Annotated in this window: 19 protein-coding genes; 13 read left to right on the top strand and 6 right to left on the bottom strand. The window is 39.6% G+C overall.

The features are described from left to right. Positions 1-9: 9 nt before the first annotated feature. From ACFSR3_RS08230 to ACFSR3_RS08210, 5 genes are all read left to right on the top strand, one after another. Positions 10-495, top strand: a complete 486-nt coding sequence (locus ACFSR3_RS08230) for a hypothetical protein (protein WP_379820541.1) — start codon at positions 10-12, stop codon at positions 493-495. 270 nt (positions 496-765) lie between these two features. Then, a complete protein-coding gene (locus ACFSR3_RS08225; protein ID WP_379820540.1) occupies positions 766-1,698 on the top strand; it encodes a hypothetical protein in 933 nt (310 codons plus the stop codon). Positions 1,699-1,792: 94 nt separating this feature from the next. Then, entirely contained in the window at positions 1,793-2,653 is an 861-nt protein-coding gene (locus tag ACFSR3_RS08220; protein WP_379820539.1) for a hypothetical protein, read from the top strand. 274 nt (positions 2,654-2,927) lie between these two features. After that, positions 2,928-4,166 carry a T9SS type A sorting domain-containing protein gene (locus ACFSR3_RS08215; RefSeq protein ID WP_379820538.1) on the top strand — a complete coding sequence of 413 codons (1,239 nt, stop codon included), beginning with the start codon at positions 2,928-2,930 and terminating at the stop codon, positions 4,164-4,166. A 319-nt stretch (positions 4,167-4,485) separates the two neighbouring features. Then, on the top strand, positions 4,486-6,240 hold the full coding sequence (locus tag ACFSR3_RS08210; RefSeq protein WP_379820537.1) for an ATP-binding protein: 1,755 nt from the start codon (positions 4,486-4,488) through the stop codon (positions 6,238-6,240). On the opposite strand, the gene ACFSR3_RS08205 is transcribed toward ACFSR3_RS08210, so the two are convergent. Further along, on the bottom strand, positions 6,237-6,794 hold the full coding sequence (locus tag ACFSR3_RS08205; protein WP_379820536.1) for a DUF1543 domain-containing protein: 558 nt from the start codon (positions 6,792-6,794) through the stop codon (positions 6,237-6,239). The genes ACFSR3_RS08210 and ACFSR3_RS08205 overlap by 4 nt on opposite strands. A 120-nt stretch (positions 6,795-6,914) precedes the next feature. Between ACFSR3_RS08205 and ACFSR3_RS08200 the strand changes: the two genes are divergently transcribed. Then, complete coding sequence (locus ACFSR3_RS08200; protein WP_379820535.1) at positions 6,915-7,418, top strand: hypothetical protein; 504 nt, start codon at positions 6,915-6,917, stop codon at positions 7,416-7,418. A gap of 98 nt (positions 7,419-7,516) precedes the next feature. Here the strand turns inward: ACFSR3_RS08200 and ACFSR3_RS08195 are convergent, their stop codons facing one another. Together ACFSR3_RS08195 and ACFSR3_RS08190 are read right to left on the bottom strand one after the other, a co-directional pair. Next, entirely contained in the window at positions 7,517-9,880 is a 2,364-nt protein-coding gene (locus ACFSR3_RS08195) for a glycosyltransferase (RefSeq protein WP_379820534.1), read from the bottom strand. A 145-nt stretch (positions 9,881-10,025) separates the two neighbouring features. Then, complete coding sequence (locus tag ACFSR3_RS08190; protein ID WP_379820533.1) at positions 10,026-10,286, bottom strand: hypothetical protein; 261 nt, start codon at positions 10,284-10,286, stop codon at positions 10,026-10,028. 349 nt (positions 10,287-10,635) lie between these two features. Between ACFSR3_RS08190 and ACFSR3_RS08185 the strand changes: the two genes are divergently transcribed. From ACFSR3_RS08185 to ACFSR3_RS08170, 4 genes are all read left to right on the top strand, one after another. Next, positions 10,636-12,828, top strand: coding sequence for a glutamine synthetase III family protein (locus ACFSR3_RS08185; RefSeq protein WP_379820532.1), 2,193 nt, complete (start codon positions 10,636-10,638; stop codon positions 12,826-12,828). A gap of 338 nt (positions 12,829-13,166) precedes the next feature. Beyond that, a complete protein-coding gene (locus ACFSR3_RS08180) occupies positions 13,167-13,940 on the top strand; it encodes an OmpA family protein (protein ID WP_379820531.1) in 774 nt (257 codons plus the stop codon). Between the two features lie 148 nt (positions 13,941-14,088). Beyond that, positions 14,089-14,844 carry an OmpA family protein gene (locus ACFSR3_RS08175; protein ID WP_379820530.1) on the top strand — a complete coding sequence of 252 codons (756 nt, stop codon included), beginning with the start codon at positions 14,089-14,091 and terminating at the stop codon, positions 14,842-14,844. Between the two features lie 219 nt (positions 14,845-15,063). Next, complete coding sequence (locus ACFSR3_RS08170; protein ID WP_379820529.1) at positions 15,064-15,960, top strand: OmpA family protein; 897 nt, start codon at positions 15,064-15,066, stop codon at positions 15,958-15,960. 436 nt (positions 15,961-16,396) lie between these two features. Here ACFSR3_RS08170 and ACFSR3_RS08165 read toward each other — a convergent pair whose 3' ends face one another. Continuing rightward, complete coding sequence (locus tag ACFSR3_RS08165) at positions 16,397-17,656, bottom strand: tetratricopeptide repeat protein (RefSeq protein ID WP_379820528.1); 1,260 nt, start codon at positions 17,654-17,656, stop codon at positions 16,397-16,399. A 147-nt stretch (positions 17,657-17,803) separates the two neighbouring features. Between ACFSR3_RS08165 and ACFSR3_RS08160 the strand changes: the two genes are divergently transcribed. Both ACFSR3_RS08160 and ACFSR3_RS08155 read left to right on the top strand, forming a co-directional pair. Next, positions 17,804-18,982 carry an AIR synthase related protein gene (locus ACFSR3_RS08160; RefSeq protein WP_379820527.1) on the top strand — a complete coding sequence of 393 codons (1,179 nt, stop codon included), beginning with the start codon at positions 17,804-17,806 and terminating at the stop codon, positions 18,980-18,982. 331 nt (positions 18,983-19,313) lie between these two features. Next, positions 19,314-20,069, top strand: a complete 756-nt coding sequence (locus ACFSR3_RS08155) for a YqjF family protein (protein ID WP_114759249.1) — start codon at positions 19,314-19,316, stop codon at positions 20,067-20,069. 390 nt (positions 20,070-20,459) lie between these two features. Here the strand turns inward: ACFSR3_RS08155 and ACFSR3_RS08150 are convergent, their stop codons facing one another. After that, a complete protein-coding gene (locus ACFSR3_RS08150; RefSeq protein ID WP_379820526.1) occupies positions 20,460-21,077 on the bottom strand; it encodes an HAD family hydrolase in 618 nt (205 codons plus the stop codon). Further along, positions 21,055-22,212, bottom strand: coding sequence for a bifunctional diaminohydroxyphosphoribosylaminopyrimidine deaminase/5-amino-6-(5-phosphoribosylamino)uracil reductase RibD (gene ribD / locus ACFSR3_RS08145; RefSeq protein ID WP_379820525.1), 1,158 nt, complete (start codon positions 22,210-22,212; stop codon positions 21,055-21,057). The genes ACFSR3_RS08150 and ribD overlap by 23 nt, the downstream gene beginning before the upstream one ends. 479 nt (positions 22,213-22,691) lie before the next feature. On the opposite strand from ribD, the gene ACFSR3_RS08140 reads away from it, so the two are divergent. Beyond that, the gene (locus ACFSR3_RS08140; RefSeq protein WP_379820524.1) at positions 22,692-23,183 is read left to right on the top strand and encodes a GNAT family N-acetyltransferase; all 492 of its coding nucleotides are present in this window, start codon (positions 22,692-22,694) and stop codon (positions 23,181-23,183) included. Positions 23,184-23,224: the final 41 nt, after the last annotated feature.

Here is a 23,224-nt window from a genome sequence, read left to right as displayed (position 1 = left end):
TCATCAACCATGAAAACCATTACTATAAAATCCGAAAAGAGAAAGTACACCGCCCGTTGTAACGATGAGGTTATAGGAGTTATGGAATATCCTAAATGGTATTCGCAAATGGCGGTCATTACTATTGGTGAAAGTGTTTACAGGATATGTCCCACAGGCTTTTGGAATTTCAGGTATGAGGTGATAAAAGACGGTAAGGTAGTGTTTACGGTTAAGAACACCTGGAAGGGCTATGTGATTACTCAAGCTATGGATGAAGAGCGTCCGTTAACGCTAACGCCCAAAGGTTTCTTTAAAGGGGGATATGTAATAAAGAACCATAGAAATGAAATATTGTTGGAAGTGCATTCCAATTTTCAGTGGAATAAATTTTCTCAGGATTACCGGGTAATGCTCAGTGATGCTTTTGCTGATGAAGAACAGGATAAAATGCTTTGGCTTTTATCGGTTTACTTTTATATCGAAGCACAAGCTGCCGCAGCCGGAGCTGCATAGGGCTGTCTAAAAAACGTGCCCCAGCAGCCAGTATAGTATTATAAATACAATAATGGTTCCTATACAGCCGAAGCCCGCTTTCTTGGCGCCCCAGCCTGCTAATAATGCTCTTAATAAATCTCTCATAGCGGTTTGTTTTTAATGTTTACTTAAAGGTAAAAACATTACTATAGGAGCAGAAATCATTTAACTTTTGCTAAAGAAATTTTACATCGGTTTTCATTGTAAAAATTTATCTTGTAGTTTTGCCTGAACAAACTAAATCAAATTATGAAAACCAAGTTGGTATGTGCTCTAATGGCACTTTTTTTTATTTCTTGTAGCAGTGATGACAGTACTCCGGTGGATAATACTGTCCCTGAACAATCACCCAAAAAACTTGATAAAGTTTTATATACTAATTATGAAAATAATGGAGAGGTATCTTCAACAACAGAATATATTTTTGATGACCATGATAAAATACTTTCCAATAAGAGCTTTTCTGCTGAAGGAATTGTAACGTTTCAGTCTATATATACTTACGGAGATACAGGTTTACTTTCTAAAACAGAGAGTGAGGATTCTGATTTTGATGTTCGTAGTAAAACTGAATTTACTTATGATAATTCAGGTAGGCTTATAGAATATCTTTATACATTGGATACTGCTGAAATGTCACAATTGCAATATTATTTATATACTTTCCAATATAATAGCGATGGTACCATTTCTAATAATCTAAAGGGATATCTACAAAGTAACAATTCAGGACAGGAAAATGAAGAAATAGTATTTTATACAGAGCAACGTACTTATTTTGTAGATGCGGTTGGAAATATAATCAAAAGAACTTCTGATTCTTCTGCTCTCGATATGGAGAGTGTTTTTGATGGCCTGGATTTACAAAGCTATTCTTCAGCAACAGGCTCAGGTACAATTACGTTAAGTTATGGTATAGGGAATGCTCTTAAAGGACAGTATCATAATATGTTTGTGAACTCTTATGGTAACAGGCAGAATGCAGTATTGACGAATTCCTTCAGTGTTCTAGCGTTCGGTAGCACAAAATATGTTACACAAAGTGTTGAACCAGGCGATTCGGGTTCAATAATATTTAATTATAACTATGAGTTTGATGTGTTTGGTTATCCAATAAAAATAACTAAATATAAAAATGGTGGAAGTCAGCCATCGCAGATAGTGACGATAACTTATAAATAATATATAACCCATTCGCTTAGAATGGGTTTTTTATTTGTTTTTTTGATATGTGATAAATTTGCTCTTACTTAGCAGTATAAAATAGTCCCCCACTATGAAAACCAGATTACTGCTTGCATGTTTTGCCATGGTAATGGCATCGTGCTCAAACGACGACAATTCCGGTAAAGACACTTCCGGAGAGAATAGCGAAAAAATACTTCGTGAAATTGTACAAACGGAATTCAACCCTGATGGTTCGGTAAAACTTACTTCCAAAACCTATTTTGACGAAGACAAAGCTGTACTTGAAGAGCAATACAATAATCTCAATGAGCTTTCGGCGAAAAGCGAGTTTGCTTATAATGCCTCAGGTACCTTAGAGAGTATGACGCATTATTCGGCTGCAAGCGGCCTGCAAACACCTGATTATGGTTATGTGCTTACCTATGACAACTTAGGTAGGGTAGTGTCTAAAAATGAAACGGGTACTACAACAGCTTCTACTACCTTTGTTTATACCGAAAACAGTACTAATACCATTACTGCTACCACCACAGGTTCAGGAGAACCGGTTTATGCGGTATATTACATCAATAATGCAGGTCAATTGTATAAAAAGACAGTAGGTTCTGCCACCGAGGAACTTACATATACCGATGATAATATTTTAAAGTATAAAAACGGATCCTTTATTTCGGATTTTGAATATATCAACGAGCCAGCTCCTTTAGGGCATCAGCATAAAATAGTGCTTAACCTGTTTAAAGGCAATGCAATCAATGCGCTCCTGATAAATGGTTTTTTAACCCAAAGCCTGGGCAATACAAAATATGTTGCAAAGCGCACCGATAGCAATGGAGATGCTTTTAACTATGAATACCAATTTAACGCCGGTAATTATCCTGTAAAAGTGAGATGTTTTAAAAATAATGGCTCAATACCGTACTCGATAAGAGAGGTGTATTATGAGTAAGAAATCCTAACACTCAATCTGTTTTTTGTCGGTTAACTTTCGGGTTATGTCGAATTATTCTTAATTTTTAAGTTGATGTATTTTGGTTTCTTATACTTTTACAGTGTTAGTAAAGACCAACGACAAATGAAGTCAACGTTACTCATATTAAATGAAACAACCGAAATTCACTATAAATAAAACTAAAAACTGAAATTTGAAACCATTTGCTAATGTGAATGGTTTTTTTATTTGTTTCCGTAATCACTACCTTTATCATATAAAACTATAAGTAGTGAAAAATTGGGTTTTAATAGTGGTTTTGTTAGTAACAGGCAATTGGGCTTCGGCCCAGGTTTTTGGCTGTACCGACCCACTAAGCTCAAACTATAACCCTTTAGCTACCCATAATGACGGAAGTTGCCAGTATTCGTCGGTGTCAGTACAGGCTGTGTCAACGGTTGTACTTCCGGCTGAAGTTGTAGAAACCTCAGGGCTTATTTTTAGCAATGATACATTATATACCCATAATGATAATACCGATGTTAACCTATACGCTCTGGATAGCATTACGGGAGCTATCATCAAAACGCTGCCCATTACCGGAGCTGTAAATCAGGATTGGGAAGAAATAGCACAGGATAGTGACAATTTTTACATTGGTGATTTTGGAAATAACGTAGGTGGAAACAGGCAAAACCTTGAGATCCTTAAAGTGAGTAAAACGTCGGTTATGGCAGGAAATCCAATAATTGAATCCATCAGGTTCAGTTATGCCGACCAGACTGATTTTTCTCCGAAAAACAACAATAGTACTGATTTTGACTGTGAGGCAATGGTGGTTTCGCAGGATAGCATTTATCTTTTTACAAAGCAGTGGGTTAGCAAAAAGACAAGTGTATATGCATTATCTAAAACTCCGGGTACTTATGTTGCTCAGCTTAAAGGTACTTTAGATGTAAAGGGACTCATAACCGGGGCAACTTTTATAGAAGATAAAAAACTCGTTGTTTTGTGCGGATACAGTGGTATTGTTACTCCCTTTTTGTATCTGTTGTATGATTTTAAGGGATATGATTTCCTTTCAGGAAATAAAAGGAAAGTTGGCATAAATGGACTTGGTTTTCATCAGACGGAAGGTATTGCAACCCAAAACGGACGCTCTTATTTTGTCTCCAATGAGCATCTTGAAAAACAGCCTTTCGTGAATGTTGTACAAAAATTGCATCGCTTTGATTTATCTCCTTTTTTGGCAAATTACCTGGAGAATTTCGAGTTGAGTATACCTCAGAATGAGGTGCGTGATCTTGTACGGATTTATCCGAATCCTACCCGGGAAATTGTCTATATCGATGCTGATAATTCGATAAAAGATCAGGCTTATTTTTTTTATGATAGTAGTGGGAAAGAAGTGTTGAGAGGAACCATAGTCTCGGAGCATAACCGTATCGATATAACAAAGTTAGCAACTGGAATTTATTATATTAAACTCGATAAATACCCAGAATATTCTTACAGTTTATTTAAAAAATAAATCTTTTTTTTAGATTTACTTAAGCCGAAAACTCTTGTCAAAAAAATACGCATTTCATCGGTAAAATATGTACTTAATCTGTATGTTTAGTTCTTTTGAAAGGGGTTTCTCAATAAAAAATAATTTTTCTTACAATGTTCGTTTTTTAAATAGTGTGAAAAACGTGAGATTTTTTCAATAAAAAACTTGTAAATAAGTTAAGTATCGAATATTTTAGCGCTTTCATCGAATAAATTCAAAAATATTTATAAATTAACAATAAGTTTATTTTATGATTGGTTTTTACTATTTTTGTTAAAGCCCCCTAAAACGTTGTTTAATGAAAAAAATCTTACTTTTTTTCGCCCTATTGGTTGGTTTAAACTGCTTCGCCCAGGATAATTCGCCAAAACATTTGCTCGAGCAAGGAATTGAAGAAATTTCGAAAAATAATTTCAGTAGCGGTATATCGTTGCTGAAGGAAAGTGCGACACTTGCCAGAGAGAACAAAGATGAAAGGACAATGGGTAAAGCCTACACTGCTTTAGCTACTGCCTACCTTAAAAACGACAATACTGCCGAAGCCCTGAAAAACTACATATTGGCTTTACCGGCATTTAAAAACACAAGAGACAATCTTGGAGTAGCTAATACTTCCAAAGAAATAGGCCTTTTGTATGTTAAACAAAACAGAGACGATTTAGCTGTTCAGTATTTCACTGAAGCGATAAAGCTTGGTAAGCAACTTAATAACGAGATGCTTACTGCCGATGCGCTTACAGGGATTGGACCTGCCTATGAAAATCTTCATAAAATAGATAAATCTCTTGAAGCCTATAGCCAGGCACTGGCCATATACAGGGCGCGTGGTATGGAAATTCAGGCGGGGCAAACGCTTAGCCATATGGGTAATGCATACAAAAAGCTTGGCGATTTTCCTCAGTCTATCCTGAACTATAAAGAAGCCTTAGGGTACTTTAACAGTGCTAATGACCGCTTTAAGGTGGCCGATGTTTTATGTAGCCTTGGTGGAGTGCTTGCCATGATGGAGGATTATAACGAATCGCTTCGTCTTTATGAGCAGGCTTATCTGGATGCTACTTCTATAAAATATGACGAAGTTATAATGAACGCCAGCCTTGGTATGGCTAATGCTTATGAGAATCTGAGACAGTATCCTGAATCGGTACGTTACCACAAAATCCATGAGCAGAAGAAAGAGGCTTTTATCAATGCTAAGCATTCTAAAGAAATTGCCGAGCTTAAGGCAAAGGCATCAAAAACCAAAGTTGTTACTACACAGATTGATGATAATAGTAGCAGTATAAGTACTGCCGGCTACGATTTTTACCTCTATACTTTTATTGGGGTAGTGGTGCTTATCGTTTTGGTAATTGTGGGCTTTGTGCTAAGAAGAAATGCACTTAAAAAGAATAAAGAAGACAATATGTTTAGCGAAGCCGAAGGGCAGGAGCGTTTAAGGATGGTGCAGAACCTGCACAATGACCTTGACTCTAAGCTTGAGGAAATCAACTCGCTGAGCGAATCTATCGTGGAAAGGGCTAACGGGCTTCCTTCTATAAAAAGCCAGGGTGAGGCTATGCAGGAAACCACACGTAAGATCGAAGAGAATATTCGTGATATCGTTTGGTTGCTTACGCCAAAAACTACAACGCTTACTAATTATTCAGGAAGTATTAAAGAGTATGTTCTTGATTACTTTAAGGACAGTCCGGTTGAGGTTCTTATCTCTGAGCCAGACAGTATCTCTAATACGGTAATTACAAAAGAAAGTCAGGTAGGGTTGCTTTCGGTAATTAAGGATAGTCTTGTGTTTGTTAAGGAAGATCCACAGGTTTCTAAGGTATTCTTTGGAATTACCTACACAGGTACCCGTTTGATGGTTTCTATTAAAGACAACGGTCAGGGTATTGAAAAATCGGAAGCTGATAAAAAACGTCTTGACAGCCACCTGAATTCAACCGGTGGTATCATGAGGATTGACTGCGATCCGGGATGGGGTAGCGTAGTTAAGATCATTATTCCTGTGGAGAAAAAACCAAGGGGTAAAAAAACAGTAATGCTGAATTTCTAAACCTTTAGTTTTAGATAACCTATATGAAGTTCATCATCAGTGCCCTCATTTTTTGAGATGCTGATGGTGAATTTTTCTTTTAATGCAGGGTCAAGGATATCTTCCACATTATGCATATCATCTACGTCAAGGGCATATTTGTCGTCAATATGTGAAGCGCCGCCTTTAGGGAGGTTATAATGTTTAAAGAAAGTGGACTTCTTGGCTTCTTTCACCGCTTCGGCCATAGATTTAGCAACAATCAGGGTTTTATAATGGTACTCTTCAAACTCACCGGCTTTGTAACCGCCCAGGTTCAGGAAAAATAACTTTTCTTCTGTGATGATAGCTTCGCTTTTAGGAGCAATAGAAATGGTATAGCCGTTTATATAAGTAACTTCGCGCCAGGAGTCTACATGGAGGCGTCCGCCATCAGGCCAAAAACGGTACATATCGCTTACAAGTCCTTCAACAGAAGTGCCTATCCCGAAAAAAATATCGTGCTGTTCGGTTAGCCTGCCTTTGGGCGTGCAGCCCAGCAAAACCATGTATAATTTTAAATTACTCTCCATCATATACAAAGGTATCCAAAACTTTTTTTAGTGAATTTTTATTGAATTAAATTTTTGGTTCGGTTTTTGGAATTGTATCTTTAAACTGTAAAATTAAATCAACAATTAAACACATTTTAAATCATGAAAAAGATATTTTTACTACTAAGCATTGTGAGTGTATTTGGGCTCACGAGTTGTAACAATGACGATAATGGAAATTATACAGATTACGATACTTATCCGGAAGTTTTTGAGGTTGACAATGTAAATTTTGTTGCAAGCGGTAATTATCAGGCTTTAGTTCCATTAAATCCAAAAATTTATTCATCCGATGTTGTTCTGGTTTATAGATTGTCCGGGACGAATCAGTTAGGTAATGATATTTGGGAACCAATCCCTACGACTTACAATCTTCCACAAGGACAACTTAATTATAATTTTGACTTCTCTCAGGATGAAGTGGTAATTTATCTGGATGCTACATTTGATCCGATTGAAAGACAAGATTTTTCGCTTAATCAGGTGTTCAGAATTGTTCTTGTTCCGGGTTGGGTAGCTCAGAATCTAGATTCGAATAATTATGATGTTGTTATGAGTGCTTTAAAAAACCAAAAAGGCGCTGTACAAATTGAAAAATTAAATTAAGAGCCTTTTTCTCAATCGCTCTGCTATATAACTCAAGAGGCCCCTGCAATGCAGGGGCCTCTCTATTTGGGTACACATCAAGGTGTGGTTTACTAAGTTTAGAATTCAAGTGAGCGTAAAGCGGCAATCTTTGCGGCTCTTTGTTTTCTCCTGAAATATACCATATCGGCATTACCAAAGTATTTAGTGATGGTTAGCCTTGCCATAAGGTAGCTCACAGTGCTTTCGGCGCCCTGATTCAGGTTAACGTTATGTTCTTCCAGTCCGTCAAAGCAGCCTCCTGTACAAGGATTGTAAATAATCTGTTGCAGGTGATTATTGCCAAGGAACCAGTTAAAAGCCATTTCCATCTTGTTAAGGTATTCTTCCGATTTGAATATATCATGGAATTTTCGAAGTGCAAGTATGGTGTAGGCTACGTCAATAGGTTGTTCGCCATAACGTTCTCTTTCACCGCCTCTGTGTAGCCAGCTTTTGTTAGAAATAATTCGGATGGATTCATCATCAAATGTTTGTGAGATAAGGAAGTCGAAAGCCTCTTTAGCAACATCTCTGTAGGTTTCATCATTGGTAATGGTATAACAAAGCAGAAGCGCTTCAGGAAGTACGCTATTAGCATATGTTAAGTAGCCTTCAAACCATTTCCATTCTGCATCAGCTTCATGGCGGTACATCTGTACCATGCGGTCGGCAAAAAGCTTTATGTATATAAGAGTATCAGCGTCTTTAATTTTTCGGTTGTAATAGTACAACCCTTTGATTACGAAAGCCATTGCTCTTGTTGAGTAGATGTTCTTAGTCAGCGAAAGCGACTTTTGGAACATTGCTGCTGCTTTATCGGTTATGTCTTTAGGCAGGATGTTGCTCAACGAGACTACATAGCCTAATGCCCACATAGCACGTCCGGCACTGTCTTCAAGGTTTTCATTCTTGTTTTGTGTAGTAAACTGCCTGTTGATATCTACATAATTCATGAATCGGCCATCTTTAAACTGGCAGAATTCTACGAAATCAAGGTAAATATTTATGTAGCGTAATGCTTCAGGGTCTTTATACTGCTTATAGTATTGTGTCATAGCGATCATTGCTCGTGCATTATCATCCAGGGTGTAGCCCGATGTAGGGTCAGGCCTGTTAAGCTGGCTGAACTGAAGCATGCCGAAATCGGTTGTCATTGCTTTAATGTGGTTCAGGTTTACGGCAGGATTGCGGTATTCCAGTTTTATACCTCCCATTTCAGAAAGCAGTTTGGCGTGATCTACGGCTGAGTTTTCCCATGCGGTATGTATAATTTTGTGCAGTCCGTTCAGTACCATTGTTCTTCTTAATCCTTCATCAGATAATAAGGTGTTGATACGATCGGCAAGCTGCCCGGAATTTCCAAAGTCGAATGTAAATCCTGTTTCACCTGCCAGTACTTCTTTAGCGTGTGGGATAGGAGTAGATACAATAGGGCATCCGCAGCTAAGGGCGTAAGAGAAAGTTCCGCTTACGGCCTGATTAGGATCTTTTGATGTAAACAGATAAACATCGGTAAGCTGAAGGTATTCCAGTAACTCGTCCAGGTCAACATATTTATTGATGAATTTTACATTTTCCTCAATACCCAGTTCCGTAATTTTTGCAATCAGCGAATCGCGATATACTTCGCCTTCGTTTAGCGCTACGGTAGGGTGTGTTTTACCAATGATAAGGAAAAGTACATCGGGTGTGTTGCTGATAACGGCAGGAAGTGCATCGAGAGTGGTCTCAATGCTTTTCCCTGCACTAAGCAGTCCGAAGGTAGAGAGTATGGTTCTGCCTTCAAATCCATATTTACGTTTTAGCTCATTTTTGTCGGTGTGGGCAACAAGGTGTGTGCCGTGCGGAATCACGGTAATCTTATTACGGTTCACGATATAGTCGCGAACCAGTATATCGGATGCATTGTTGGTCATTACTATTAAGGAGTCGGCGCGGTCAAGTATATGCTGAACGTTTGCTCTTAATTCATCATTTGGACCCGGTAATACGGTATGGAATACTACTGCTAATGGTTTTTTTACATCATTGATGAAGAAGTTAAAATTGGAAACACTTTCGTGAACCAGTCCAAACTCATGCTGCATAAGTACAACCTTAATATTGTCATCTTCATTTATGGCCTGAGCCAACTGATTGTATGATTCGGGGTCAGATACATCAAGAATGTATTTAACTGCCGGATCGCTATAGGTATGCTTTTCATTTTTGTTCTCTAAAGCACATACCTTAATAGAGAACGAATCTACATAATGATCGTTAAGCGCCTTGATAAGGTCCTGAGAATAGGTTGCTATGCCACATTGCCTTGGCGGAAAAGTGGTTATGACTAAAATTTCGGGCAATACTTTATTGTCGGCATCGGCTGCCTGTGCAGCGAGCTGTTCTATCAGGCTGTTATAGGGCTGGAATTTTTTCCCTGCATTTTTTCTTGTCTTCATGGCGCATTACGGATATTAAGTAGTTTTTTAGTTCTTCATTAAGTCAATTACATATATATAGAGTAGAAAAAAACCGGTCATACTACCTGTGTATAGATAAGAAAACCGGTTTTATCGTGGGTTGGGTTACTGTAAAAGGCTTAGTTTAGCTGTTTACGCTGTTTACCCATTCGTTAGCTCTGTCTTTGGCGGCATTAACAGCCTCTTTAACATCACTTCCTGTGCCTTTAAGCTCTTTTTGTGCTTTGCGTTGCAATTCGTTTAGTTTACCTCTAAAGTGTGCTTTGGCATTTTCAATATCCAGCTGATGGTTTCTTTTAGCTCTTTTGCGTGCAATTACCACTGCTGCTCCGGCAAGTATGGCAGCTCCTGCTGCTATACCTATAATAAGTTTCTTGTTTTTCATGGCAGATTATATTTTAGTGTTATCAGATTATCTTTTACTAAATTATATAATCCTCATCCTGAAGGCAATATGCTTAGGATATATTTAACTCAATTAACAAAGCTTTGAGGAATTTAAAATTTCGTTAACTGAAAATGGCTGCTTTTTAAAAATAATGCAAAAAACAAAAACCACTCTATGTAAATTTAATAAAAAATATCTTTTCTTTTTAAAACGGGGGTATTATTGTGTATTTGGTAAAATAATTATTTTTTGACCCCTAAAAAAATGGGGGTGTGTAAAATTTGAAACAATTTTTTGTACATTTGCACAGAATTTAATTCTTCATTAACATTAAAAAATTAGTTTCATGTCAACATTTCGTTTTCAGGCACTTCAGCAAACAGCTAACCGCAAGCCGGTTAAAGTTGAAGAACTAGACAGAAAATCAATCATTTTTGGTAGTAATGTGTTCAATGACAAAGCGATGCGTCAATTCTTAACTCCTGATGCTTACCAGGCAGTTAAAAACGCAATGCAGCATGGAACTAAAATCGACAGAAAGATTGCTGATTATGTAGCAATGGGTATGAAAGAGTGGGCTCTTTCTAAAGGTGTAACACACTACACTCACTGGTTTCAGCCACTAACAGGTACTACTGCAGAAAAGCACGATGCTTTCTTCGAAACATCTTATGATGGCAGCGACCCGGTAGAGAAATTCGGTGGTAGCCAGCTTGTACAACAAGAGCCGGATGCATCATCTTTCCCTAACGGTGGTATCCGTAACACTTTTGAGGCTCGCGGATATACAGCCTGGGATCCTACATCGCCTGCATTCATTTATGGAACTACACTATGTATCCCTACTGTGTTTATTTCATACACAGGAGAGGCACTGGATTATAAAACTCCTCTACTAAGAGCGCTTCACGCTGTTGACGAGGCTGCAACTGAAGTATGCCGTTACTTCGACAAAAATGTTAAGAAAGTAACTGCTACCCTGGGATGGGAGCAGGAGTATTTCCTTGTTGATGCTGCACTTGCTAACTCAAGACCTGACATTACACTTACAGGACGTACTCTACTTGGACATACATCTGCTAAAGGACAACAGTTAGAAGACCACTATTTTGGTTCTATCCCAACACGTGTTCTTAACTATATGCGTGACCTTGAAAACGAGTGTATGCTACTTGGTATACCAGTTAAAACACGTCACAATGAGGTAGCTCCAAATCAGTTTGAGCTTGCTCCGATATTTGAAGAGACTAACCTTGCGGTAGACCACAACTCACTACTTATGGACGTAATGCAGAAAGTTGCAGAGCGCCATGACTTTAAAGTGCTTTTCCACGAAAAACCATTTAAAGGTGTAAACGGTTCTGGTAAACACAACAACTGGTCGCTTGCGACTGATACAGGTGTTAACCTTCTTGGACCTGGTAAAACGCCAATGAGCAACCTGCAGTTCCTTACGTTCTTCATCAACACTATCAAAGCGGTGTACACTCATGAAGAACTAATGAGAGCTTCTATTGCTACTGCTACTAACGACCACAGGCTGGGTGCTAATGAGGCTCCTCCTGCAATCATATCTGTATTCATCGGTCAGCAACTGACTAAAGTTCTTGAAGAACTTGAAGGTGTATCTAACGGTAAACTTTCTCCTGAAGAGAAAACTGACCTTAAACTTAACGTTGTAGGTAAACTTCCGGACGTACTTCTTGACAACACTGACAGAAACAGAACTTCTCCGTTTGCCTTTACAGGTAACAAATTTGAGTTCCGTGCTGTAGGTTCAAGCGCTAACTGTGCTAACGCAATGACTATCGTTAACTCTATCGTTGCTAAACAACTTAAAGAGTTTAAAGTAGCTGTTGATGCGCTTATCGAAGAGAAAGGTATGAAGAAAGATGACGCTATCTTTAACGTACTGAGAGAATACATCAAAGAAACTAAAGCTATCCTTTTTGAAGGTGACGGTTATAGCGAAGCTTGGGAGCAGGAAGCTGCTAAACGTGGACTAAGTAACTTTAAAACTACGCCATCTGCGCTTAAAGCTAAAGTTTCTAAACAATCACTTGAGCTATTCGAAGGTCTTGGTGTAATGAACCACGTTGAGGCTGAAGCACGTTACGAAATCGAACTTGAAGAGTACACTAAGAAAATCCAGATTGAAGGACGTGTTCTTGGTGATATCGCAAGAAACCACGTAATCCCTACAGCTATCCGTTACCAAAATATTCTTATTGAGAACGTAAAAGGTCTTAAAGAGATCTTTGGAGCGAAAGACTTTGAAGCAGTTGCTAAAGAGCAAATCACGCTTATCAAAGAAATTTCAGGCCACATCTCTGAGATCAACGCTAAAGTTGAGGATATGACTGAAGCTCGTAAGAAAGCTAACGCTCTTACTTCTGCTGAAGAAATGGCTCACGCTTACTGCGATAACGTAAAACCTTATTTTGACGTAATCAGAGAGCACGCTGATAAGCTTGAGCTTCTTGTTGACGACGAGATCTGGACACTTACTAAATACAGAGAATTATTGTTTACACGATAATATTTCATATATCTTATTTGAGTCAGAATCCCCATTCGCCGCGGCGAATGGGGATTTTTGTTTGCCGTGTTTTGTCATTGCGAGCGAAGTGAAACGTAGCGTGGCAATCTAAAAGCAATCGTGGTTTCCCCTCCTTTGGAGAGATACCCGTAGGGTGGGGTGGTTTTACAATTATATTTTAACCACCCCGGCTTTCAGCCACCCCTCCAAAGGAGGGGAATCCTACTCACACGTTTAAGTGTGATGAAGTTAATTGCTACATTTTCACATTGAACAATTGCTACATTAAAATAATTGTATATTACTACCGTTATACTAAAATGCCTACAGCCAACTATATGAAACCAATACTACTACTATTTTGTTTGTTCTGCCTTTCGGCGAATGCCCAGCAAAAATTTACTGTTTTTTTTGATACCGGAGCTGCCGAAGCTACAAAATCTTCGTTGAGTAAATTTCAGGAGTGGGTTATTGCCAACCCTGATATTGCTATTGAAACGGTAAACGGTTATACAGATAAAACGGGAAAGTCGGATTACAATCAGCAGCTTTCGGAAAAAAGAGCAGCTTATGTATATGCTTTGCTGAAAGCCAATGGTGTGAATATAGATTACGCTATTAAAAATGCGTATGGCGAAGAACAGGCAACGGCTTATAATTATTCACCTGATCGCAAAGTGGAGATTAGCTACATAAAGGCGGAGTACTCCAAGCCACAACAGTCTGCCGATACGACTCTTGAAAAAGAAATTGTAAATGCAAAAGTGGGGGATATCATCATTCTCAGGAATATGCTTTTTTATGGTGGTACAACCTATGTGCTACCGGAATCCAGACCCATACTCAAAGAACTTCTTGCCATAATGCTGAGCCATCCCAAACTTAAGATTGACATACAAGGACATATATGCTGCGATGTAGATGATACAGGCAATCTTTCGGGGCGCAGGGCACAAGAGGTGGAAAGCTATCTTATAAACAATGGCATAGATAAAAAAAGAGTCACGACTAAAGGCTTTGGCGGACGCAAACCCCTTTATGATATCCCTGAATGGTCAGACGAGCAACGCTACGCCAATCGCAGGGTAGAGATTGAGATTATATCCAATTAATCAATGTGATAATTTTTTAATGTAGCAATTAGCTTCATCATCAAGATAGGACAAGCATGTTTGAGTGAAGTTGTTCCCCTCTTGAGAGGGGTAGGGGTGTGTTAATTGTTACATTGATTAATTGCTACATTAAGAAATTAACCAACCTATGAAACAGATACTACCATTAATTTTATTTTACTGCCTTTCGGCGAATGCCCAGGAACAGTATACTGTTTATTTTGAAACGGGCAAAGATTCTCTGAATAAGGTTTATTCGTCTGACCTACAGAACTGGATGGACTGGCACAAAGGGGTTAATGTTGTAAAGGTTCAGGGATTTGCTGATCGTGTAGGAAAAACAGTTGCAAATGACAGTCTTTCGTGGCGCAGGGCTAATACCATAGTTGCATTATTGGAAAAGAATGGTGTTACACTCGATGAAAAAATTGTGGTGCAGGGACTGGGCGAAATAGGTAAAGATCAAAGCGAATTATTGAACCGAAAAGCAGTTATTTGGTTCGACAAGACAAAACCGAAAATAACCACACTTGAAAAACAGGTGAAAAAGGCAAAGGTGGGTAGCAGGATTACGCTTAATAAACTCGTTTTTGAACGCAATTCGGGCAGAGCATTGCCGGGTTCATCAACACAGCTTAATAATCTGGTGGGTATTATGCAGGCCAATCCAAATATGAAGATCGATATTCAGGGGCATATCTGCTGCAATGCCGATGATCCTAAAAACCTCGGACTTCTAAGGGCAAGAACCGTATATAATCATTTGATAAATGCAGGAGTAGATAAAAGCAGGGTGACGTACCAAAGCTTTGGCAGCACGCGTCCCATTTATCCCATACCCGAAAAAAATGCTGTTGAAGCCGAAGCCAACCGCAGGGTAGAGATTGAGGTTATTGCTAATTAATCATTTTTTTAATGTGAAAATGTAACAATTGTTTAATGTAGCAATTAGCTTCACTCGAACATAAGAAGAGATAGATAACCCCTTTTACGGAGGGACTACGCTACGGATAAGGACAATGTTACATTAGTACATTGAACCATTGCTACATTAAATTGTTAAATTAAATAATTGCTATATTGGTACATTAAAACTTTTCGTTATACAAACAAATCAACTCTCATGAAAAAGCTGTTTACAGTACTGGCCTTTACCTTGTTTATTTCGATTGCTGCCAAAGCACAGGAGCAGTTCTCGTTGTATTTTGATACCAACAAATATGAACTTAAAAAAGGGGAGGATAAAAGGCTGAACGACTGGCTCGCTGCCAATAAAACTTCTAAGATACTTGCCATAAACGGCTATACCGATGAAGACGGAAGTGTAGGTATGAATGATACTCTTGCGCAACGCAGGGTTAGCCATGTATTCGGACTGATTCAGGGAAAAGTAAAGATTCGTGAGGATTTTAAGACGAGAAGTTTCGGGAAGCTGCATAAAATGTCGCCTGTAAAGTCGGAGAACCGTAAGGTTACCATCTATTACCTGTTAGAGAAAGACCTTGCCCGCGAGAATGAGATACTCGGCATTACCGAAACAGCACCTAAACCGGTGGTTAAAAAGGGTCCGGTAGTATATCCGTCAACCGTAATGGCAATGGGTCCAGGCGGTAAAGAAGTGGAACTGAAACTTGATGTTGACTTTATGAAAAAACTTGGCGAGGCAAAAGCAGGTGAAAAACTGCGCATAGATAACCTGAACTTTCAGGAGAACACCTATATTGTTATGCCTGATTCAAGGCCAAAGTTATACGAACTGTTAGAAACCATGAAGCTTAACCCGGGACTAAAAATAAAACTGGAAGGTCATGTATGCTGTATGAAAGCCGACCGTAATAACCTCTCTTACGAAAGAGCAAAAGCGGTAATGAGGTTCCTTAATCTTAACGGTATCGAGAAAAGCCGACTTTCGTTTGAAGGTTTCGGCGTAAGCCAGCCAATATACCCAATCCCTGAAAAAACACCCGAAGAACGCGAAGCCAACCGCAGGGTAGAGGTGCTTATTGTGGAGAATAATTAGTTTTAGTTGTCGGTTGATGGTTGTTAGTTATTGGTAAGCTTCACTCTGTTTCAGTCGCAGTATTCAGTCACAGTTGGCAGGAGCTTCACTCATGGTCTATAGTAACGTTCTGTCATTGCGAGCGCAATGCAATGAAGCGCGGCAATCTCTTTGCGGGCATGGATTGCAAATCTGCACTATCAAGAGATTGCCACATTCCGCTACACTCCATTCGCAATGACTACATCACCTTGGATTTGTGTACTGATTGTCATTGCGAGAAGGTACGACGCGGCACCCGAGGCTTAAAGCCGAACGGACGAAGTAATCTCTACGTAACGTTCTGTCATTCTGATCGGAGTGCAGCGAAGTCAGCGGCATCTCTTTGTGGGCACGGATTGCAAATCCTTGCTATCCAGGTACGAGCGTAACACTCTCATCAGCGGGGAAAAATACCCTAATAAGCATCTTCTCTTTCAAGTTTTATTTTTGCAAGTTTTATCAAATACAGGAAACTTTCTCTATAAGCTTTCTCAGCGATGTTAGTCTCTTTGGCCTCATATACCGATGAGGTTTTGTATTCCAATACCCATGTAGTTCCATCTGTCATGAGGAAATATTTTTTATTAGGAAGGGTCGAATATTTTATCTTCTCAAATAAATCACGAAAATTATTCCATTCATTAGATGTTAAATTTTTATGTCCGGATTCTTTAATTCCCTGAGGGCTATAACCACCAGCGCCTTTACCAATATTCCATGAAAGTTTAGCTGTCTTAGTGTTTTTTTCAAGGGTTAGGCATATAGGATAATTAAAAGATGGTAGTGCAGTATATCTGTAAATTTGAGTTTTGTCGGAAATTTGTTTTTGAAAAAGACTACTTTCTCCTAAACCCTGTAATTGTTCTGTAATATATTCTGATGAAGAGTCCGAAGATTCGCTTGCAAATAAATAATTGATTGTAAAATCGCATTCCCAATTTTGATTTTTGTTTATAAAATGTCCTGCCGGAAAAAAAGAATTTTTGTTTTCAGGTAAATTATATTTGTCTGCTGAATCAATTTTTAAAAAGCATTCTAGCTGCTTTATTGGAAAATAAATTATTCCTCTTGAATTTGGGGTGATAATCCATAGCTTTTCAAAATAACCTAATGCTTTTTCGGCATATTCTTTTTGAAAAGCTTTTTCCTCTTCTTTCCTTTTTTTAATTTCTTTGTCCTGTTCTTTTATTGCTGCTGAAAATTCAGTGCCTAAAGACGTATCATTATACAAATTAACATCTCTGTCTACTTCTGTGGGATAAATAAAGCTTCTATAGTATTCTTCAGCAAGGTTATAAGTTGCTTCAATGTTATTAGGCTCAATTTCAAGAGCTTTGTTTAGGAATTCTTTTTTTTGAGAATATTCGACATTGAGATAATGTATAAATCTACTTTTTAAGAGGTATGGCTCAGCATTTTTTGGGAATGTTTGTGTCAGCTTGTCAAAAAATATATTTACCGAATCTATATCACGGTCACTATAATACTCAAATATATAATCTATTGCAATTTCATTAAATGGCTCTTTATCCTGAAGTTGTCGGGCAAGTTTTATTTTATCGCCTTCTTTTTCTCCTGATCGAAGTACTCTAAGTTCGTATTCGAGTTCGTTAACAGTTTGTGAGTAGGTCTGTAGAGATAATAATATAAATACGAGTTTGAGAAAAAATTTCATAATAGATGGTTGATTGGTTGGATTTGTGTAAATCTACAAATTCCTGTACATAATTTGTATATCTCACATTGCTACATTAAATAATCGTTACATTGCATAATTACTACATTAACCCTATCTTTGCGGCTTAATTACAAACCCATATCCATGAGTTCTGATAACAGCAAACGTTACAGCCAGAGAGGTGTTTCGGCTTCTAAAGAGGATGTTCACAACGCCATAAAAAATATTGATAAAGGTCTGTTTCCAAAGGCTTTCTGTAAAATTGTTCCTGATTACCTAACCGGTGACAACGATTACTGCCTTATAATGCATGCCGACGGTGCAGGGACAAAATCATCCCTTGCCTACATGTACTGGAAAGAAACAGGCGATATCTCTGTATGGAAAGGCATTGCTCAGGATGCACTTATCATGAATATTGACGACCTGCTTTGCGTAGGTGCGGTAGATAACATCATGCTGTCATCAACTATTGGGCGTAACAAAAACCTAGTTCCGGGTGAGGTTATCTCTGCCATCATCAACGGTACCGAGGAGCTTATCGAAGAACTGAAATCGTTTGGTGTTACCATCCACTCTACAGGTGGTGAAACGGCTGATGTGGGCGACCTTGTTCGTACCATCATCGTAGACTCTACCGTAACAGCACGTATGAACCGCAGTGACGTTATTGACAATGCCAACATTCAGGCGGGTGACGTTATCGTAGGGCTTGAGTCATACGGTCAGGCTTCTTACGAGAAGGGTTACAACGGCGGTATGGGAAGTAACGGACTTACATCTGCACGCCATGATGTGTTTGATAATTACCTTGCAAAAGCATACCCTGAAAGCTACGACGCGGCTGTTCCTGCCGAGCTTGTCTATTCAGGAAAAACCAAACTTACCGATGCCGTTGAGGGCAGCCCTATCGATGCCGGTAAACTGGTGCTTTCGCCTACGCGTACGTATGCGCCTATCATCAAAAAGATACTGGAGAAATACACTCCGAACGAAATACACGGAATGGTACACTGTTCGGGTGGCGCACAAACAAAAGTGCTTCACTTTGTAGACAACGTTCACGTGATAAAAGACAACCTGTTCCCTGTACCGCCGCTATTTAAGCTTATTCAGGAGAACTCAGGTACCGACTGGAAAGAAATGTACCAGGTATTTAACTGTGGTCACCGTATGGAGCTTTATGTTCCGCAGGCAATCGCAGAGGATATCATCGCTATCTCTAAGTCTTTCAACGTAGATGCACAGATAGTAGGAAGGGTAGAAGCTTCAGATAAAAAAGAGCTTACCATTACCAGCGAGTACGGTACTTTTAACTACTAAGATATATTTACCTCAATATAGAATCCACCTTCGGGTGGATTTTTTTATTTAGACTCACTTATCGGTATTATTTGTAATTGCGAGCGACTAGAGGGCTTGCCCTACTGGCGAAGTAAATGCAATGAAGCGTGGCAATCTCTTATTAATTCCAAAAGATTGCCACATTACGCTGCGCTTCATTCGCAATGACATCCGTACAGGTAAGAAGGTTTGAGTGAAGCGAATTCAAATCTTTTAGCCGAGTTCAATGTTTTGTAGCCCTAAGGAGTTCAGCCTTAAATTTTTGGTTCTTTTGTTTCAAGACAAAAGAACAATTTATTATCTTAGGCTTATGCAACAAACTATACCAATTAAAAAAAGGACATTTCTTGATGCCCAATGGCGCAAGCTTGTCATGATGAACTTTAAGGTAGATCCGGAAGTACTCAAGCCGTACCTGCCTTTTGAAACCGAACTCGACCTGTGGAATGACACCTGTTACATCAGTCTTGTAGGCTTTATGTTTCAGGAGACCAGGATGCTGAAAATGAAGATTCCTTTTCATGTAAATTTTGAAGAAATCAATCTGCGCTTTTACGTAAAGTATAAAGATACCGAAGGCTACAGGCGTGGCGTTGTCTTTATTAAAGAAATAGTACCGATGCCATCGCTGACTCTGGTCGCTAATGCATTCTACAGTGAAAACTACGAAACCCTTACCACAAGCCATGCATGGCTGGAAGATGCCGATTCGCTTACGGTAAAATATGGCTGGAAGAAAGACGGCAGGTGGAATGTTATGAGAACAACCTCAGAAAAAGAACCTGTAGATATCGTTGAAGGCAGCGAAGAAGAATTCATTACCGAGCATTTTTGGGGTTATACCAAAATAAAAGACAATGTATCTGCCGAGTATGAGGTGCAACACCCACGCTGGCAGGTGTATCCGGTAAAAGACTACGGATTGCGAGTAAACTTTGAAAAGACCTACGGACCCGATTTTGCCTTTATGCAAAACCTTAAGCCGGTATCGGTTTTCCTTGCTGAAGGTTCTGAGATTGTTGTAAAACAAGGCAGAAAGATAAAAGCTGAGGCTTTAGAGGTGTAACTTTGATTTGTTCCCTATCGGAAATTATATTACTGTTGCTTTTCATTTTCTACCAACATTAAATCGCTACACGATGCTCATCGGAGTGGTTTCCCGTAGGGGAATAATGTTGGTAGCAATAATAAATGCGAGGTGATAATTTCCCGAAGGGAATTTATATTTTAGAAAGAGCCTGAAAGGTTTATATATTATAGCCGATAGCATCGCCTTTGGGGATGAGTGGGAAAAATCCGCGGCATCCGCTCGATCCGTCCCGATAGCTATCGGGATCCGCGTTCAAATTATTATATGATTTGAGATTCCTCAATTTCGCTACGCTGCATTCGGAATGACAGAGTGCGACAAGAGCATGAGTGAAGCTACCTGCAAACTGCGACTGAATACTGAATACTAAATCTCATCCAGATTGATTACCTTTTTCTCAAACAAATCTACCACATCCTCTTCGCCTTTTTGCAGGTTCCAAACCTGAAAACCAAGGGCAGCAGCTGCATCGGTGTTGAATTTCTTATCGTCTACAAACAGGGTGCGCTTCGGCTGAATGTCGTGTTTATTGAGTATATAGTTAAAGGCTTCAGTATCGGGTTTACGATGGCCTATTTCGTGGGAGAAATATACCTTTTCAAAGCACTGGTAAAAGTCCATGTAAAATGATGCCTCTACATCGCGTTCAAATTTCTCTATATGAATAGGATCGGTATTGCTTAAAAGGAACAGTCGGTAATTGTTAGACAGGTTTTGCAGGAACTCCAGTCGGTACAACGGAAAATCATCCATTCCGGCATTCCAGGCGGCTTTAATTTCTTTCAGGGTAGCATTGGGCATCGATTTTTGAAGGCCTTTTAAAAAACCTTCAGCATCAATCTTGCCGGTTTCCAGTTTCAGTTCCAGTTTTTCGTGCTCATCGGTCCACGCTTTCAGGCCAAGGTCGGCCAGCGCTTTATCTTTAGCAGCACTGTTTTTGTTAATGAAAATATCCCCGAAATCAAATATTATTGCCTTCACCATAATTCCTGTAAATTATAAGTTCGTCATCCAGTATCCTTTCACTGTGTATGGGCTGGGCGGCAAACTGCGGGGCAGGGGTTCCGTCATGAAAAATAACAGACCCTTTAAAAACGCGGGCTTCGTCCCACAGGTTGGCATCAATAAAGGTTTGAAGCGTTTGGCGCCCTCCCTCAATGATAACCGACTGCAGGTTGTGCTTATACAGCACGTTGGAGATGTTTTTTGGCAGTTTGTCGTCAAAAGCTATGCTTTCATACAACAGGGTATCTAAGTTAGGCAAATTGTGCGTTTCTGTCAAAAAAATTGATTTAATTTTATGATTTTTAACCGAATACCATTCAGGAATGCGATTAGTACGGTCTAACACAATACGTACCGGATTTGGTCCCGACCATGAACGAACATCAAGACTCGGATTATCGTCAAGAACCGTTTGCGTACCCACCAGTATCGCCATTTCTTCACTGCGCCATTTGTGAACGAGCTGACGGGAATATTTGTTGGTAATCCATATCGGAGCTGGGTTGTTCGATTTTTGGATTTTTGGATTCTTAGATTGTTCGATATTTTGATTTTTCGAATCATCCAAAAATCCAACAGTCGAATCATCCAACAATCTATCCGAAGGACTCAAAAAACCATCGGCACTTTCAGCCCATTTTAATATGATGTACGGACGCTGTTTTTCGTGAAAGGTAAAAAAGCGGCGGTTGAACTCACGACATTCCTTTGCAAGCACCCCTACGGTAACATTCTTTCCGGCTTCCTGCAATTTTCGGATACCGTTACCAGCTACCTTTTCGTTAGGGTCTACACAGCCGATGATGATGTTCTGAATCTCGTTTTTGATAATAAGGTCACAACAGGGCGGTGTTTTACCATAGTGGCTGCACGGCTCAAGGCTCACGTATAATGTAGCTTTTGGAATAAGGTGTTTGTCACTTTCGGAAACCGAATTCAGACAGTTTACCTCACCATGCGGACCGCCAAAAGGTGAAGTATGGCCTTCGCCAATGATCCTGCCTTCATAAACCAGCACCGCACCAACTGAAGGGTTAGGCATGGCTTTGCGAAGTCCGTTGGCAGCCAGTTCCAGGCAGCGTTGCATATAGTGTTCGTGGGGTGTTTGTGACATAGTGATAATTGAATGTCAAATTTACGAAATGTTTTACCACAAAGGACACTACGGTTGCACTAAGTGACACAAAGCGTTGTGTGCATTGTGATAAGCTTTATGTTCCTTGTGGTTAATAATTATTCATTCCTTACGGGAAATAATTACCTAAAACCTATTTTCTACGAACATTATTTCCCTAACGGGAAACTATTTCCTCCGGGTATCGCGTAGCAATTAAATGTTGGTAGCAAAGATGTTGCCTATGGGATTATTTCCCGTAGGGAATAAATAATAGTTGTAACACAGAGTAGCGCTAAGAAACTCAGAGACTCACAAAGATTTTATTTTGAGAGTTCTCAGAGTTTTATCCTGCCTACGGCAGGATTCTCTGTGTACTCAGCTTAAAATAAAACTCAGCGAATCTCTGTGAAATTCTCTGTGAATCTCTGTGTGACAACCCGGCTAAGATAATTCCCAAATTCCGTAGCTTTGCGGTAATGAATACCATTATCCGAAAAATAGAAGAAAAAGACAATGCCGAAGTGGCAGCACTCATCCGCAACGTGCTGATAGAACATAATGTGCCAAAGGTGGGTACGGCCTACGCCGATGCCTCACTCGACTGTATGTTTGAGACCTATTCGGCAAACAATGCGCAGTATTTTGTGGTAGAGAAAGACGGAAAACTGATAGGCGGAGCAGGTATAGCACCCCTGGAAAATGGCCCCACAGGCGTATGCGAACTCCAAAAGATGTACTTCCTGCCCGAAGCCCGTGGCACAGGAATGGGGAGTGCCATGATGGACACCTGTCTTACCTTTGCAACCGAAGCGGGCTTTGCCCAATGCTACCTCGAAACCATGCCCTATATGGAAGCTGCCCAAAAGCTATACCGCAAAAGCGGATTCGAATACCTCGACGCTCCACTGGGCGATACCGGACATAGTTCGTGCCCCGTGTGGATGTTGAAGGAATTGGTTGTCGGTTGATGGTTGTCAGTTGTCGGAGGTCCGATGTCCGAGGACACCCC

Source organism: Flavobacterium suzhouense (genome assembly GCF_042684765.1).
Lineage (GTDB): Bacteria > Bacteroidota > Bacteroidia > Flavobacteriales > Flavobacteriaceae > Flavobacterium > Flavobacterium suzhouense.
Note: the sequence above shows the minus strand (reverse complement) of the source record. Positions and strands in the feature narration are given on the sequence as shown.

Coding starts and splice junctions, on each gene's coding strand:
- ACFSR3_RS08205 (WP_379820536.1), bottom strand. CDS start 6,794: ATGATGGAGAGTAATTTAAAATTATACATGGTTTTGCTGGGCTGCACG.
- ACFSR3_RS08195 (WP_379820534.1), bottom strand. CDS start 9,880: ATGAAGACAAGAAAAAATGCAGGGAAAAAATTCCAGCCCTATAACAGC.
- ACFSR3_RS08185 (WP_379820532.1), top strand. CDS start 10,636: ATGTCAACATTTCGTTTTCAGGCACTTCAGCAAACAGCTAACCGCAAG.
- ACFSR3_RS08180 (WP_379820531.1), top strand. CDS start 13,167: ATGAAACCAATACTACTACTATTTTGTTTGTTCTGCCTTTCGGCGAAT.
- ACFSR3_RS08155 (WP_114759249.1), top strand. CDS start 19,314: ATGCAACAAACTATACCAATTAAAAAAAGGACATTTCTTGATGCCCAA.
- ACFSR3_RS08175 (WP_379820530.1), top strand. CDS start 14,089: ATGAAACAGATACTACCATTAATTTTATTTTACTGCCTTTCGGCGAAT.
- ACFSR3_RS08200 (WP_379820535.1), top strand. CDS start 6,915: ATGAAAAAGATATTTTTACTACTAAGCATTGTGAGTGTATTTGGGCTC.
- ACFSR3_RS08190 (WP_379820533.1), bottom strand. CDS start 10,286: ATGAAAAACAAGAAACTTATTATAGGTATAGCAGCAGGAGCTGCCATA.
- ACFSR3_RS08170 (WP_379820529.1), top strand. CDS start 15,064: ATGAAAAAGCTGTTTACAGTACTGGCCTTTACCTTGTTTATTTCGATT.
- ACFSR3_RS08225 (WP_379820540.1), top strand. CDS start 766: ATGAAAACCAAGTTGGTATGTGCTCTAATGGCACTTTTTTTTATTTCT.
- ACFSR3_RS08210 (WP_379820537.1), top strand. CDS start 4,486: ATGAAAAAAATCTTACTTTTTTTCGCCCTATTGGTTGGTTTAAACTGC.
- ACFSR3_RS08165 (WP_379820528.1), bottom strand. CDS start 17,656: ATGAAATTTTTTCTCAAACTCGTATTTATATTATTATCTCTACAGACC.
- ACFSR3_RS08220 (WP_379820539.1), top strand. CDS start 1,793: ATGAAAACCAGATTACTGCTTGCATGTTTTGCCATGGTAATGGCATCG.
- ACFSR3_RS08140 (WP_379820524.1), top strand. CDS start 22,692: ATGAATACCATTATCCGAAAAATAGAAGAAAAAGACAATGCCGAAGTG.
- ACFSR3_RS08150 (WP_379820526.1), bottom strand. CDS start 21,077: ATGGTGAAGGCAATAATATTTGATTTCGGGGATATTTTCATTAACAAA.
- ACFSR3_RS08230 (WP_379820541.1), top strand. CDS start 10: ATGAAAACCATTACTATAAAATCCGAAAAGAGAAAGTACACCGCCCGT.
- ACFSR3_RS08160 (WP_379820527.1), top strand. CDS start 17,804: ATGAGTTCTGATAACAGCAAACGTTACAGCCAGAGAGGTGTTTCGGCT.
- ribD (WP_379820525.1), bottom strand. CDS start 22,212: ATGTCACAAACACCCCACGAACACTATATGCAACGCTGCCTGGAACTG.